Raw genomic sequence first — 14,116 nt, 5'->3', positions numbered from 1 at the left:
CGAACGGCCGGCATACGCCGGCCGTTTTCTTTTGGCTGTCAGCTGACGCCGACGTCTTCCCAGAAGCCGATCCAGTGATCGACCGGCTTCATCTTTTCCCGTGGCGCCTCATAGGACCAGGCGGCCCGCGGGCTGCGCGCCTTCCCTTCCACGACGTCATAGAACTGGACGCCATGCGGACATTGCAAGTCGCTGCCCGTCCTGGGCGTCAGCTTCAGCAAGTCCATGCGCACCGCGTCGCGCGGAAAGTAGTGGTAGCCACCGACTTCGAGCGTCCGGTCGCTCTCGGCAATCACCTTGCCCTGCCACACCGCCTTCATGGCGACCTTCCTTTCTCAATACTGGTCGCGGCGCCTCACCCACTCCATGGTGAAGGGAAGCGCCGACTCGTCCCGACCCTTCGAGGTCAGGTCCAGCAAGTGGTAAGCGCCGTTCAGCATGTCAACGCCGCGGGCGTAGGTCGAATAGGTGTGATAGACGGCGCCGTCGCCATCGCGGCGGAAGGCGCTGAACCCGGGCATCTCTCCGGGGCCCACCTTCATCGTCCCGAAATTGTAGTCCATCTCGGCCTCACCAGGTCGCGAACTCACGGCAAAGTCGAAGTTGAAGTCGCTTTCTCCAGACGACACCCAGCGGAAGGTCCAGCCCATCCGCCTGGCATACGCCTCGAGCGTCGGGAGCGGCGCCCGCGAGACGGCCACAAGCGCGGTGTCGCGATGGGCCAGATGCACGTCGATGCCGTTGAAATTGTCGGCCCAGAAGGAGCAGCTCTTGCAGGCCTCGGTCCAATCCGGGCCGAACATGAGGTGATAGACCAGCAACTGGCCGCGGCCGTCGAAGAGATCCGCGAGCATCGCGCGGCCATCGGGTGTCTCGAAGGAATACTCCTTCTCGACCCGTTCCCAGGGCAGCGCCCGGCGCTGGCGCGAGAGCTCGTCCCGCAGCCGGGTGAACTCCTTCTCCTTCGCCAGGAAGTCGCGGCTGGCCGCGAGCCATTCCGCATGGGAGACGACGGGATGAGCGGTCATGCCGACCTCCCGAAGAAGGCGACGAGCTTGTCGAAGCTGCCGGCCCAACCCTGATTGTGGCAGGCGAAGTCTTCGGCATCGACGAACGGACCGTGGATCAGGATGAGTTCCGTGCGCTCCCCCAGGGCGCGCAGTTCGACCCTCACCGTCGTCTCGTGTCCACGCGCCCGGTTGTAGTCGCCATCGGCGTGATGGGCCCAGGTGAACACCAGCCGCTCGGGCCGGGCGACCTCGAGATAGACGCCCGACGAGGCGAACACCCCGCGCTCGTTGCGTCCATCGATCCGCCAGCTGCCGCCGCGCCTCGCATCGACCTCGCACAGCGTGATCTCCACGCCGGGCGGGCACATCCATCGGATGAACTGGTCGCGGTTCACCCAGGCGTCGAACACCCTGTCGCGCGGGGCGTCGAAGATCCGGCTGATGTGCAGCGTGTTGTTATCGAGCCTTGCGTCGGGCATCTGACTTTCCTTTCGTCGGCTTGGAATCGGTTTCGGTGCTCTTCAGGATGGCGTCGAGCCGATCGAAGCTCGCTTCCCAGAACCTGCGGTAGTGCTCGATCCAGTCTGCCGCTGCGCGCAGCCCTTCGCCGCGCAGCTCGCAGCGGCGCCACTGCGCCTCGGTGTGGCGCTCGATCAGCCCGGCCTCGGTCAGCACCTTGAGATGGCGCGACACCGCCGGCAGCGACATGTCGAACGGCTCGGCCAGTTCGCCGACCGTGGCGCCGCCGCTGGCGAGCCGCGCGAGGATGGCGCGCCGCGTGGGATCCGCGAGAGCCGAGAAGGTCTGGGAGAGAGCATCCATATTTAACGTATAGGTTAAATACAAGACTCGGTCAATTCATTACCCCCGGCGTCATCGCCGAACGGGTTTCCAAAGAGCATCTCAGGGCATCCGAAGGAGGACATCATGGCTGAAGCCCTTATCGAGACGCACGACGGACAGAAGCTTGCCTTTCGCGACACCGGCGACGGCCCGCCGGTCGTGTTTATCCATGGCTGGTCGCTGTCGGGCGAGATTTGGCGGGAGCAAGTCGCGTGCCTCGCGGCCCATGGACATCGGGCCATAACCTACGATCGGCGGGGGCATGGCCACTCGACCAAGCCTGCAACCGGCTACGATTACGACACGCTGGCCGACGACCTCGCTGCGGTGCTCGCACAGGCCGGCGCAACCAATGCCACGCTGGTCGGACACTCGATGGGCAGCGGCGAGATCGCCCGCTACTTCTCGCGGCATGGGGGCGAGCGTATCGCCCGCACGATGTTGATCGCGCCAACGACGCCTTACGCCGTGCAGACGGCCGACAATCCCGAGGGCACCGACCGACTGATATTCGATCACCTCGTTACAGCCCTTAGGGCCGATCCGAAGGGATATCTCGCGGCAGGCGCGCCTGGCCTTCTGGGCCAGGCCGCCGCACCGGAAACCGTGAAGTGGGCCCTAGACCTTGCCTACCAGGCCGATCCCGGCGCGCTCGAGAAATGCGTGCGCGCTTTCACGGAGACCGACTTCAGGTCGGATCTGCAAACGGTGCGGGTCCCGACACTGATCGTCTATGGATCGGGGGACATGCCGTCGATGCACGCCAACGCACGCCGCACCGGAGCGGCAATTGCCGGGAGTCGCATCGAAGTCTATGAAGGCGCGCCGCACGGGCTTTTCATCACCGACCGAGAGCGCTTCAACAAGGACCTGCTCCGGTTCGTACGGAGCTGAAGCGTATGGAAGCGATCTACCGAGTCGAAGGCGCCCTTGCCGAAACGAGCGCCTTCGCCGGGGGGCCGTGGAGCCCCAAACTGCAGCACGGCGCGGCACCCTCGTCGCTGATCTGCTGGGCCGTCGAACACCTGCCGTCACCGGTGCCGATGCGCGTCGCGCGCCTCACTGTCGACCTGATGCGGCCGGTGCCGGTGGCACCGCTGACGATCGAGACCGATATCATCCGCGAAGGCCGCAAGATCCAGCTCGTCTCGGTGCGGCTGCTGGCCGACGGCGTCGAGGTCGTGCGAGCGAGCGCGTTGCGCATCCGCATCGATCCCAGGGAGATGCCGGCGATCGCCAGCGGGCCGCCGCTCGAGCTTCCGATGCCCGAGCACTGCGCGCCGCCCGACTTCTTCGCGACCGAAACGCCATTCCTCAAGGGCATCGAGATGCGCACCGCCAAGGGCGGCTTCCGCATCCCCGGCCCAGCGGCCGTCTGGTACCGCGCAACCCGCCCCATCGTGGAGCATGCCGCGCTCTCGCCGCTGATGCGCGCGGTCATCGCCGCGGATTTCTGCAACGGCACCTCGTCGGTCTTCGACATGAACGACTGGACGTTCATCAACGCCGACCTGACCGTCAGCCTCGGCCGCGAGCCGGTCGGCGAGTGGGTGCTGCTCGACGCCGAGACCTGGATCGGCCCGGACTCGGTGGGCATCGCCGCCGCGCGCCTCGCGGATCGCCAGGGCTATTTCGGCCGGGCGGTGCAGAGCATCATCTTCGAGAAGCGGTGAGGGATTCTCTCCGTCCTCCCCATTCAGATGGGGAAGTGCCCGCGTCAGCGCGGGCGGAGGGGTCATCCATGCCTTTTCTGCACCGTGCGGGCTCTCGCGCCTCAGAAGGCGCTGCCGCCCGCCAGCGGATGAGAATGCCTAGCCGCGTTTCCAGGTCGTGCCCTTTGGGCCATCCTCGAGAATCACGCCCTTGGCTTTCAGCTCGTCGCGAATGCGGTCGGACTCCTTGAAGTCCTTGGCCTTGCGTGCCGCCTGACGGGCCGCGATGGCGGCCTCGATCTCAGCGTCCGACGGGCCTGCGGCCGCAGCGGCCGGAGTCCAGCGAAACCAGGCTTCCGGATCCTGCTGCAGCAGGCCGAGCGCGGAGGCGCCCGCCTTCAGCTCCGATGGATCGCGCAACTGGTGCAGCGCGCTGATGGCGAGCGGCGTGTTGAGATCGTCCGACAGCGCCTGCTCGACCGGCGCCGGAATGGGCTTCGCCCCCAGCGCCTTGCCGCGCAACAGACCGTACCAGCGGTCGAGGGTGCCCTTGGCCTGGGCCAGCCCGTCGGGCGTGAAGTCGAGCGGCTGCCGATATTGCGCCGACAGCAGCAGGAGCCGAATCACCTCGCCGGGATACTGGTCGAGCAGTTCGTGCACGGTGAAGAAGTTGCCGAGCGACTTGCTCATCTTCTCGCCCGAGATGTTCAGGAAGCCGTTGTGCATCCAGTACTTCGCCATGATGGCGTGACCGAAGGCGCTGCGGCTCTGCGCAATCTCGTTCTCGTGGTGCGGGAAGATGAGGTCGAGGCCGCCGGCATGGATGTCGAACGTCTCGCCGAGCAGCGCACCGCTCATGGCGGAGCATTCGATGTGCCACCCCGGACGGCCGCGGCCCCACGGGCTCGGCCAGCCCGCCTGTGCATCGGTCGAGGGCTTCCACAGCACGAAGTCGGCAGGATCCTTCTTGTAGGGCGCGACCTCGACACGGGCGCCGGCGATCAGCTCGTCGTGCGAGCGGCGCGACAGGCGGCCATAGTCTTCCATGCTCGGCACGTCGAACAGCACATGGCCTTCCGCTTCATAGGCATGGCCGCGGGCGACCAGCCGCTCGATCAGCGCGATCATCTCCCCCACATACTTGGTGGCGCGCGGCTCTACGTCCGGCGACAACGCCCCGAGGCGGCTCATGTCGCTCTGGTAGGCGGCGGCCGTGCGCTCGGTCAGCGCGTCGATCGACTCATGGTTTTCGGCGGCGCGCACCATGATCTTGTCGTCGATGTCGGTGATGTTGCGGACATAGGTGACGCGCGGATAGCGCCGCTTCAGCAGCCGGTAGAGAACGTCGAAAACGACGACCGGGCGCGCATTGCCGATATGGACATAGTCGTAGACCGTGGGGCCGCAGACATAGAGGCGCACGTGCGACGGATCGAGCGGCACAAACGGCTCTTTTTCGCGCGACAGCGTGTTGTAAACGACGAGCGACATCGCCCCTTCTCCCGACTCAATAAACGACCGAAACCTGACGCGGCCCGCTGGGCCTCAGGCCTCGATACATCGCGCGAGGGACGCGCCGGGAAGAAAGAACTGCGACATGGCGGCAATCTATACGAGGGGTTCTTGCCGCGCAATTCGCCGCCCATGGCAATGCTTTCTAGGCCTCTCGCCCGTGAAGCCGGTCGGTCGCGCGGCCGCAGCCGCGAAACGGCGACAGGCGGGGAAGCGGCCGTGACCCTGGCGGTGGGTCGTTGGTGGGTCGTTGGCGGGTCAAGCCGGCTCCGCTAGTCTCCTCGAATATCGGAGGAAACAAACGAACATGCGCACCGAGGATATCGAGTACCGCGCCGACGGCGTCCGCATGGTCGGACAGTATGTCGTCGACGAGGGCAAGCCAGGGCGCCGCGCCGGGGTGCTGGTCTGCCACGAGGGGCCGGGCCTCAGCGACCACACGAAGAAGATCGCCACGCGACTCGCGGGCCTGGGCTACGCCGCCTTTGCGATGGACTATCACGGCGACGGCAAGCCGCTCGCCGACCCCAGCCAGACCATGACTCGCCTGCAGCCCTGGATGGCCGACCCGACGGGCATCCGCACCCGGGCGCTGGCGGCCCTCGACGTGCTCAAGGCGCAGAAGGACGTCGATCCGGCACGCCTCGCGGCCATCGGTTACTGCTTCGGCGGTACGACCGCGCTCGAGATCGCGCGCAGCGGCGCCGACGTGAAGGCCGTCGTGGGCTTCCATTCCGGCCTCGCCACCGCACGGCCGCAGGACGCGCCGAACATCAGGGCCAGGGTCCTGGTCTGCATCGGCGCGGACGACCCGATCATTCCGTCCGAGCAGCGTCTGGCCTTCGAGAAAGAGATGAAGTCGGCCGGCATCGACTGGCGGCTGCAGCTCTACGGCGGCGCCGGCCACAGCTTCACCAATCCGGCGGCCGATTCGCGGGGCATGAAGGGCTTCTTCTATCATGAGGCCACCGACCGCCGGTCATGGAACGCCATGATCGAGCTGTTCGACGAGACACTGAACTAGAACCGAAGAAACAAGGGAGGACTCGAGATGAAACGTCGCCACCTGATCGCGGCCGGCGCCGCGGCGCTTGCAGCCCCGTCGATCGTCCGTGCACAGGCGAAGTTCCCCGAGCGGACGATCCGCTTCGTCATTCCGTTCGCGCCGGGCGGCCCCACCGACATCATCGGCCGCATGGCCGCGGACAAGCTCACCGCCATCCTCGGCCAGCAGGTCATCGTCGACAACAAGGCGGGCGCCGCCGGCTCGATCGGCGCGGTCGACGTGAAGAACGCCAAGCCGGACGGCTACACGCTGCTCTGCGCGCCCTCCTCGACCCATGCCATCAACCCGACGGCCTTCGTGAAGCCGGCTTACGACGCGGTGAAGGATTTCACGCCGATCTCGTCGATCTGCGTCAACCCGCTGGTGCTGGTGGCCCGGCCCGACATGCCCGACACGGTGATGGGCCTGGTCGAGCTGATGAAGAAGAACCCGGGCAAATACTCCTACGGCTCCTCGGGGGCCGGCTCGATCATCAATCTCGCCGGCGAGTACTTCAAGCGCGAGGTCGGCGGCATGGATGTCGAGCACATCCCCTACAAGGGCTCGATGCCGGCGCTGCAGGACATGATGGGCGGCCAGACGGCCTGGATGTTCGAGACCTTCAGCACGACGCTGCAGCTCCACAAGGCCGGCAAGGTCCGCATTCTCGCCTATGCCTATTCGAAGCGGGCGCCGGTCGCCCCGGAAATCCCGACGATGATCGAGGCCGGGGTCAAGGGTTACGAGGCCTACACGTTCAACCTGATCCTGGGTCCGGCCAACGTGCCGAAGCCGGTGGTCGACGTGCTCGACCAGGCGTCGCGCCAGATGATGAAGGACCCCGCCACCATCAAGTTCCTGGAGGATATCGCCGCCGTCCCAACGACCGACACCACCCCCGAGGTCACGGCCCGGTTCATCAAGGATGAAATCGCCAAGTGGGCGCCGGTCATTCGCGAAGCCGGCGTCAGGATCGAATAGGGCGGCTTAGCGGTAGCCGGCCGGCGGCGGCACGTTGCTGGGCGCCGGCGCGATCGGCGCCTGCTGCGGCATCTGAGACGGCGTCGGCACGTTCGCCGCGCCCGGGCCCGTTCCCACGCCCGAGCCTGCCCCTTCGCTGGGTGACGCGACGCGGCCCGGGGCATCCGAGCCGGTATTGCTGATGTAATAGCCGGCTACGGCGTTGGAATTGTCGCCCGCGGTCTTGGCCGGAACATCGATGATCCCGACGCGGGCACCGCTCTTGTCGATCCGGTAGCCCTCCGGATCCATCTGGAAGCCCTCATTGTCGACGCGCAGCCCGCTGGGCTGGACCCGATAGGCCGGCGGCGGCGTCGTTTCACTATAGAGGGGCTGGGGCAGCGGATCGCAGGCCGCGAGCAGCGACACGCCGAACGTCGCGGCCATAATACGTCTCGCAGCCATCAAGCCCCCTCATCGTGTGGTCGACTGCGGGCTGATGATGTTGCCGTTGCGGTCGATCCGGTTTCCCTGCCCATCATAGCGGAAACCATACTCGTCGCGGAAGGCCTCAACGCCGGCCGGCGGGGTCGGCTGGGGAGCCACCGCCGGAGTGCTGTAGGTGGTGGTCGAAACCGTCGTGGCCGGGCCGTAATAGGTCGGGGCGGACGGCGCGGTCGTGTAATAGGTGGTCGATGCGTAGCCGGGGGCCGGCGCCGGGACCGGGTTTCCGTAGGCTTGATCGCGGTAACGACGGGCATCGACCTCACGCCCCACGCAACGGTCGTACATCGCGGTGCCCGGCGTCAGGCCATAGGAATAGCAGGCGTTGCGGGCGTCGGCGTCGAGGCTTGCGACCGTGTACCCCACAGGAACGCGGCCCTGCGCTCGGGCGGCGGCCTCACGGGAGACGCAGCGGTTGTAATTGTCGGTCCCGACGCGGAAACCGTAGTCGACGCAGGCTTGCTCGGAGTTGGTGACTGCGTAGCGTGCGCCGGGCGTGCGGGCTTCATAGGTGGTGCTGGTGCTGCTGCAGGCGGCGGCCATGAGGCCAAGCGTCGCCGCAGCCAGGATTTTCGGGGCACTCATGGTGTTCCTCCAGGATAAATTCCTGGGTGCGCAACGTGAAATGGTGCCGATGGTTGCAGGTTCCCCCGCTTACGCAGCCTTGCGGCTCGCCCCATCCCTGAGTTCGCGACGAAGAATCTTGCCGACATTGCTCTTCGGCAGCTCGGCCCGGAACTCGATGTATTTCGGGCGCTTGTAGCCGGTGAGCTCCTGATGACAGTACGCCGCCAGCGCCTCCTTAGTCAGTGAGGGGTCCTTCTTGACCACGAACAGCATCACCGCCTCGCCGGAGTTGGCATCCGGCACGCCGATGGCCGCGCATTCGAGCACACCGGGATGGGCGGCGACCACCTCTTCGACCTCGTTGGGATAGACGTTGAATCCCGAGACCAGGATCATGTCCTTCTTGCGATCCACGATCCTGGTGTAGCCGCGCGCGTCCATGATGCCGATGTCGCCGGACTTGAAGAAGCCGTCGGCCGTCATGACCTTCGCGGTCTCTTCGGGCTGCTGCCAATAGTCCCGCATGACCTGCGGACCGCGGATCGCGATCTCTCCCGCCTGCCCGATCGGGACCTCCTTGCCGCTGTCGTCGAGGATGCGGATCTCGACGTTCGGCAGCGGCAGCCCGATCGTGCCGGTGTAGGTCTCGGAGTCCGTGGGATTGCAGGTGACGCCGGCGGAAGTCTCGCTGAGGCCGTAGCCCTCGCAGATCGGACAGCCGGTGATGGCCAGCCACTTCTTCGCGACCGCCTCCTGCACCGCCATGCCGCCGCCGTTGGAGATGACCAGTTCCGAGAAATCGAGCTTCGCGAAATCCGGATTGTTGGCCAGCCCGTTGAACAACGTGTTCACCGCCGGAAAGACGTTGATCTTGTACCTGGAGAGATCCTTGATCGTGCTCGCGAGATCGCGCGGGTTCGGGATCAGGACGTTCAGCGCGCCGGTGCGCAAGCCGAGCAGGCCGCAGGTCACGAAGGCGAACACGTGATAGAGCGGCAAGGCGCAGGCGATCGTGAGCTGGCCGCTGATCTTGCGGCGGTTCAGGCCGGGCTGCATCCAGGCTTCCGACGCCAGCAGGTTCGCGACCAGGGTGTGGTGCAACAAGGTCGCGCCCTTGGAAACGCCGGTCGTACCGCCCGTGTACTGCAGGACCGCAACATCGTCCGGGCCCAGCTGGGGCTTCGCCAGTACCATGCTGCGCCCCGCGCTGAGCGCATCGTTGAACTTCACATGCCCGGGCAGCGACCAGGCAGGCACCATCTTGCGCATGGTGCGCACGACGAAGTTGACGATCAGCCCCTTGGGGAAGCCCAGCAGGTCGCCCATCGAAGCGACCACGACATGCTTGATTCCTGTGTGCGCGATCACCCGCTGCAGGGTCGTCGCGAAATTCTCGAGAATGAGGATGGCTTCAGAGCCGGAATCCTGAAGCTGATGCTCGAGTTCGCGTGCCGTGTAGAGCGGGTTGACGTTGACGGCCACGTATCCCGCCCGCAGCACGGCCGCGACCGCCACTGGATATTGCAGGATGTTCGGCATCATGATCGCGACCCTTGCGCCGCGTTTCAGTCCGCGTCCCTGCAGCCACGCCCCGAGCGCCATCGACAGTGTGTCGATCTCGCCAAAGGTCAGCGCCTTGTCCATGCAGACATAGGCCGGCTTGTCCCGGTGCCTGGAGAAGCTTTCCTCGAAGAGCGCCACGACGCTGGGATAGGCCGACGGATCGATGTCTGCCGGCACCCCCGGCGGATAACTCTTGAGCCAGAACCGGTCCACGACGCCTCTCCCGAAACCTCTCGATCATTGCCTCGAGGCGGCGCGTTCCCGTCGCGCGCACCGCCTCGAGCTGCGCTTGCTCGCGCTACGACTTCTTCTCGACCGAAGCGCGGATGTCCTCGTAGGACTCCTTCATCCGGTCCTGCACGATCTTGAAGGCCTCGGTGCTCGACTTCTGGACCAGCTCGGCGATGTCGCGGGTGTTGGCGATCGCCGCCTCCATGGCCTTCTTGGCGAACTCGGCCTGCTTGGCCATCACTTCCTGAGGATTGCCGCCCGGCTTGTAGGACTGCGCCATCTCCGCCATGTCCCTCATCGCGGCCTCGAAGATTTCCTTCTGCTTGTGCGCGATCCCGCTCGCGCCTTCGGCCATCGCCTGCCACGACTTGGTCATGGCCTCCAGGTTCTTCTGGTGCTGCTCCATGATCTTCGTCATGTCGAAGGGCGGGACCTTGAGCTGTTCGCCGAAGTTCTTGAACATGTCGGTGAAGCTCTGTGCTGGGTCGGCCATGTGAACCTCCTGTGGTTACAGGCCCAGCTTCAACCCCTGCTCCAGCGCGTGCAAGGCCAAACCGGCCAGACCACCGACCATCGCGCCGTTGAACCGGATGAATTGCAGGTCGCGCCCGACCGTCAGCTCGATGCGGCCGATCAGCACATCGATGTCCCAGGACTTCACCTGATCGGCAATGAATCGACCGACGCCGCTCTTCTGACTCTGCACGAAATCCGCAAGCAGCCGCACCATGCCGCGATTGATCTCGGCCCGAATCGTGGGATCGCGCGCCAGCTGGCCACCGACATCGACCAGCATCGCCTCCATCTGCCGGCGAACCTGACTGTCCTCGGCGCGCGCATCCTGTTCCAGGAAGGACCGCACACTCTCCCAGGCGCCCTCCGCCAGGGTCGTGATTTCCGGCCGGGCCAGCAGGTCGCGCTTCAGGCGTTCGGCGCGGCGAGCGAAGTCCTCGGACGTGCGCAGCCGCTCGATGAAGTTCGCGACGAAGCCGTTGAACTCCTTGCGCAACGGATGGTCGGCGTCTCCGCGCGCCTCCTTGATGAACGCCGTGGTCGAGGCCACGATCTTGCGCAGCAGGTAGGCATCGGCGCGGTAGAGATTGAACAGAGCCGGGAGCTCCTGGCGGATCTTCTCGCGCAATGCCGCCAGCGTCTCTTCGTCAGCCAGTACCTTCTCCAGCGCCACCAGCAGCTCGTCGAGGACGCGCTGGTGCCGCCCCTTCTCGGTGACGGCGCTCAGCAGGCCGGCGGCCAGCGGCGCGAGTTCGATCCTCTCCAGCTCGGCCAAGGCGCGCCTGCCCAGGAACCCCTTGAGCCCCGACTGCTCGACCGCGGCCAGCGCCTGCGGCACCAGCCGTACCATGAAGCCCGCCAGGGCGGCGCTGCGGGTGCGGTCGCTCAGCCAGTCGGCCACGAGGGCGGCGAAGTCGACGTCGCGCAGCCGCGCCTCGACCGGCTCCGGCGCAAGGAAATTCGTCTCGATGAACTCGCCCAGATTCTCGGCGATGCGATGGTGGTTGCGTGGCACGATCGCGGTGTGCGGGATCGGAAGGCCGAGCGGCCGGCGAAACAGCGCCACGACGGCGTACCAGTCCGCCAATCCGCCCACCGTGGCCGCGGCCGCGAATGCCGCGACATACCCCCAGGCCCAGTGTACTGGCTCGTAGTGGCGGGCAATCACGAACAACGCAGCCGTTGCCACAAGCAGCAACGTCGCCGCGAGCTTGACCCGTCGCAGGGACCGCGCGCGATCGGCATCGCGGTTCAAAGGCTCGCTCACACGCCCTCCCTCAACATGTCAGCCATACAAACGCGACCCGCAGCATGCAGTTTCGCGGCATGACGCGTCATACCTGCCCGCGGCCCGGTCCCTGTGGCAAGCGGGTGATGTTTCTGTCCTATACTCCCGTCACCGTTGTCCCGGGAGGAAGAAGCCATGAAGGTCGGTTATATCGGTGTCGGAAACATGGGCGGTCCCATGTGCCGCAACCTCATCAAGCGCAGCAATCACTCGGTTACGGTGTTCGACCTGAATCCCGAGGCAGTGAAGACCTGCACCGACCTCGGCGCCAGCGCGGCCAAGTCGGTCGCCGAGGTGACCCGGGACGCCGACATCGTGATGACGTCTCTGCCCATGCCGCGCGACGTCGAGGCCGTCACCCTGGGCGACAACGGCATCCTGGCGAATGCAAGCAAGGGCCAGACCTACATCGACCTCAGCACCAATGCGCCGTCGATGGTGAAGAAGATCGGCGCCGCCATGGCCGCCAAGGGCATCGCCATGCTCGACGCGCCGGTAAGCGGCGGCACGGTCGGCGCCGAGGCCGCGACCATCGCCATCATGGTCGGCGGCGACAGGAAGGTGTTCGACGATGCCCTGCCGGTACTGCAGTCGTTCAGCGCCAACGTGATCCATATGGGCGAGCTCGGCACCGGCACGGTGGCCAAGCTGGTCAACAACATGATGGCCTTCTGCAACATGGCAGCTGCCGCCGAGGGGCTGATGCTGGGCGTCACCGCCGGCCTCGACCCGCAGAAGCTCATTCAGGTGATCTCGAGCTCGAGCGGCAATTCCTCGGCGTTCAAGTCATTCTCGGAACGTGCCCTGTCGGGCCGGTTCTCGCCGCCCTCCTTCGCCCTCAACCTCGCTCACAAGGATCTCCACCTCGCCCTGGAGCTGGCCGACGAACTCGACGTGCCGCTGCCGCAGGGCTCGGCCACGCACAATCTGCAGCGCATGGCCCGCCGTATGGGCCTGGGCAACAACGACAGCTCGTCGATCCTGCAGGTCTACGAGTCGGTCCTGAAGAAGACTGTGAAGCCTTAGACGAACACAGACCTCATGCTGAGGAGCGGTCCGGAGGAGCGCGTCTCGAAGCATGGGCGCGCGCACCACGTCTGTTGGTCATCCTTCGAGACACCGCGCTTCGCGCGGTTCCTCAGGACGAGGCGATATCCCTATGCCAGATGCTTGGCGATCAGACGCGCGACGAGGTCGGCATGGGTGCTGGCCACGTCGTGGTCGCCGCCCGGCACGATCTCGAGCCGGGCGTTGGGCAGTCGTTCCGCGAGATGGCGGCCGACGGCGACGGGACTGACCGGATCCTTGTCGCCCCAGATCAAGAGGGTGGGTGCCGTGATGTTCTCCACGGCGAGCGGCGGCGTCGGACTGGCGTCCGTGATCCACGGAGCGGCCTTCGGGAAGGAGCGACGGTAGTCGGCGCGCCAGTCTGAGGCGCCGAGGCTCGCCATGTCGACGCCGCCCGACGTCACGCAGAGCACCAGGCGGCGCACCAGCTCCGGTCGCTCCAGAGCGATCCGCGCCCCGATGACGCCACCCATCGACTGTGCCACCAGGTCGACCGGCTCATGCAGCTTCGCCGTCACCAGCCGCTTCAGATCGTCGAGACTGCGGACTGCCGGATCGTGGGGCTGGGCGCCCAGCCCCGGCCAGCCGAAATGCTCCTTCGACCAGGTCGCAGGCAGCGCCTCGGCGACCGGCTTCCAGAACTGCGGCGACCCGCCGGCGCCCGGCAGGAACAGGATACGTGGTCTGGTCATGTATTGAGCTCCAGCGTGCCCATGAACGGCGGCAGGGTGCGGCCGATCGAGAGAAGATAGCGCCCCATGGCGCCGGCCACCTGTCGTACCGCCGGACGGGCGCTCATCCGGTCGCGCCAGGCGGGCAGACGCGTCAGGCTGGCCGGGATCGGCGCGCCCATCCGTTCACCGAACAGCTGCGCCATGTAGAAGGCGATATCGACATAGCTGTAGGCGCCGGCGATCCACTCCTGCCCGCCGATCGTCCGCTCCATCTCCTCATAGAAGCGCGCCGCCGCATCGTGGGCGCCGGGCGCCTTGGCGTCGCTCATGAGCCGGACGATGTGGGGGAAATAGACCTCGTCGGACTTGTGTTCGAGCAGGCGCGCCCGTGCACGGGCCTTTGGCTCTGCCGGCCATAGCGCGGGATCGCGTTTGAGCGTCTCCAGGTATTCGAAGATCTGCGTCGAATCGAACAGTTCGAGGTCGCCGTCGACCAGAACCGGTACCTGGCGCTTGGGATTGATGCGCACGACCTCGGGATGCTTCGGCTCGTAGAGCGTCTTCATCTCGAAGGGCACCATCTCGAGCTCGAACGGAATGCCCTTCTCGCGCAGGGCGATCTCGGCCTTGGCGCCGAACATGCTGAGCGGACCGGAAAAGAGTTTCATGGCTACAGCTTACGCGGG

At 66.0% G+C, this 14,116-nt stretch carries 17 protein-coding genes; 5 read left to right on the top strand and 12 right to left on the bottom strand.

Going from position 1 to position 14,116, the window contains the following annotated elements:
• Window positions 1-38: 38 nt before the first annotated feature.
• From ACO07K_RS05540 to ACO07K_RS05525, 4 genes are read right to left on the bottom strand one after another with little or no spacing between them, the layout of a single operon-like run.
• Entirely contained in the window at window positions 39-320 is a 282-nt protein-coding gene (locus tag ACO07K_RS05540; protein ID WP_422034905.1) for a DUF427 domain-containing protein, read from the bottom strand.
• A 15-nt stretch (window positions 321-335) separates the two neighbouring features.
• Window positions 336-1,028, bottom strand: a complete 693-nt coding sequence (locus tag ACO07K_RS05535) for a DUF899 domain-containing protein (protein ID WP_422034904.1) — start codon at window positions 1,026-1,028, stop codon at window positions 336-338.
• Window positions 1,025-1,489 (bottom strand): SRPBCC family protein, encoded by a 465-nt coding sequence (locus ACO07K_RS05530; RefSeq protein WP_422034903.1) that lies wholly within the window; start codon window positions 1,487-1,489, stop codon window positions 1,025-1,027. Before ACO07K_RS05530 ends, ACO07K_RS05535 begins: the two co-directional genes overlap by 4 nt.
• Complete coding sequence (locus ACO07K_RS05525) at window positions 1,467-1,832, bottom strand: ArsR/SmtB family transcription factor (RefSeq protein ID WP_422034902.1); 366 nt, start codon at window positions 1,830-1,832, stop codon at window positions 1,467-1,469. Before ACO07K_RS05525 ends, ACO07K_RS05530 begins: the two co-directional genes overlap by 23 nt.
• A 105-nt stretch (window positions 1,833-1,937) precedes the next feature.
• On the opposite strand from ACO07K_RS05525, the gene ACO07K_RS05520 reads away from it, so the two are divergent.
• Together ACO07K_RS05520 and ACO07K_RS05515 are read left to right on the top strand one after the other, a co-directional pair.
• Window positions 1,938-2,747, top strand: coding sequence for an alpha/beta fold hydrolase (locus ACO07K_RS05520; RefSeq protein WP_422034901.1), 810 nt, complete (start codon window positions 1,938-1,940; stop codon window positions 2,745-2,747).
• 5 nt (window positions 2,748-2,752) lie between these two features.
• A complete protein-coding gene (locus ACO07K_RS05515) occupies window positions 2,753-3,526 on the top strand; it encodes a thioesterase family protein (RefSeq protein ID WP_422034900.1) in 774 nt (257 codons plus the stop codon).
• 138 nt (window positions 3,527-3,664) lie between these two features.
• Here ACO07K_RS05515 and cysS read toward each other — a convergent pair whose 3' ends face one another.
• Window positions 3,665-4,996, bottom strand: coding sequence for a cysteine--tRNA ligase (cysS, locus tag ACO07K_RS05510; protein ID WP_422034898.1), 1,332 nt, complete (start codon window positions 4,994-4,996; stop codon window positions 3,665-3,667).
• A gap of 328 nt (window positions 4,997-5,324) precedes the next feature.
• Between cysS and ACO07K_RS05505 the strand changes: the two genes are divergently transcribed.
• Both ACO07K_RS05505 and ACO07K_RS05500 read left to right on the top strand, forming a co-directional pair.
• Window positions 5,325-6,041, top strand: a complete 717-nt coding sequence (locus tag ACO07K_RS05505) for a dienelactone hydrolase family protein (RefSeq protein WP_422034897.1) — start codon at window positions 5,325-5,327, stop codon at window positions 6,039-6,041.
• 27 nt (window positions 6,042-6,068) lie between these two features.
• Entirely contained in the window at window positions 6,069-7,043 is a 975-nt protein-coding gene (locus ACO07K_RS05500; RefSeq protein WP_422034895.1) for a Bug family tripartite tricarboxylate transporter substrate binding protein, read from the top strand.
• 6 nt (window positions 7,044-7,049) lie between these two features.
• Here ACO07K_RS05500 and ACO07K_RS05495 read toward each other — a convergent pair whose 3' ends face one another.
• The 5 genes from ACO07K_RS05495 to ACO07K_RS05475 form a co-directional block, all read right to left on the bottom strand.
• The gene (locus tag ACO07K_RS05495; RefSeq protein ID WP_422034894.1) at window positions 7,050-7,469 is read right to left on the bottom strand and encodes a hypothetical protein; all 420 of its coding nucleotides are present in this window, start codon (window positions 7,467-7,469) and stop codon (window positions 7,050-7,052) included.
• 27 nt (window positions 7,470-7,496) lie between these two features.
• On the bottom strand, window positions 7,497-8,111 hold the full coding sequence (locus ACO07K_RS05490; protein WP_422034893.1) for a hypothetical protein: 615 nt from the start codon (window positions 8,109-8,111) through the stop codon (window positions 7,497-7,499).
• 69 nt (window positions 8,112-8,180) lie between these two features.
• Window positions 8,181-9,869 (bottom strand): long-chain-fatty-acid--CoA ligase, encoded by a 1,689-nt coding sequence (locus ACO07K_RS05485; RefSeq protein ID WP_422034892.1) that lies wholly within the window; start codon window positions 9,867-9,869, stop codon window positions 8,181-8,183.
• Between the two features lie 85 nt (window positions 9,870-9,954).
• On the bottom strand, window positions 9,955-10,380 hold the full coding sequence (locus tag ACO07K_RS05480) for a phasin family protein (protein WP_422034890.1): 426 nt from the start codon (window positions 10,378-10,380) through the stop codon (window positions 9,955-9,957).
• 15 nt (window positions 10,381-10,395) lie between these two features.
• Complete coding sequence (locus ACO07K_RS05475; protein ID WP_422034889.1) at window positions 10,396-11,667, bottom strand: DUF445 domain-containing protein; 1,272 nt, start codon at window positions 11,665-11,667, stop codon at window positions 10,396-10,398.
• Window positions 11,668-11,823: 156 nt separating this feature from the next.
• On the opposite strand from ACO07K_RS05475, the gene ACO07K_RS05470 reads away from it, so the two are divergent.
• On the top strand, window positions 11,824-12,714 hold the full coding sequence (locus tag ACO07K_RS05470; RefSeq protein ID WP_422034888.1) for an NAD(P)-dependent oxidoreductase: 891 nt from the start codon (window positions 11,824-11,826) through the stop codon (window positions 12,712-12,714).
• Window positions 12,715-12,845: 131 nt separating this feature from the next.
• On the opposite strand, the gene ACO07K_RS05465 is transcribed toward ACO07K_RS05470, so the two are convergent.
• Complete coding sequence (locus ACO07K_RS05465; protein ID WP_422034887.1) at window positions 12,846-13,448, bottom strand: alpha/beta fold hydrolase; 603 nt, start codon at window positions 13,446-13,448, stop codon at window positions 12,846-12,848.
• On the bottom strand, window positions 13,445-14,098 hold the full coding sequence (locus ACO07K_RS05460; protein ID WP_422034886.1) for a glutathione S-transferase family protein: 654 nt from the start codon (window positions 14,096-14,098) through the stop codon (window positions 13,445-13,447). Before ACO07K_RS05460 ends, ACO07K_RS05465 begins: the two co-directional genes overlap by 4 nt.
• Between the last annotated feature and the right edge of the window lie 18 nt (window positions 14,099-14,116).

The organism is Reyranella sp. (genome assembly GCF_965228225.1).
GTDB lineage: Bacteria > Pseudomonadota > Alphaproteobacteria > Reyranellales > Reyranellaceae > Reyranella.
Note: the sequence above shows the minus strand (reverse complement) of the source record. Positions and strands in the feature narration are given on the sequence as shown.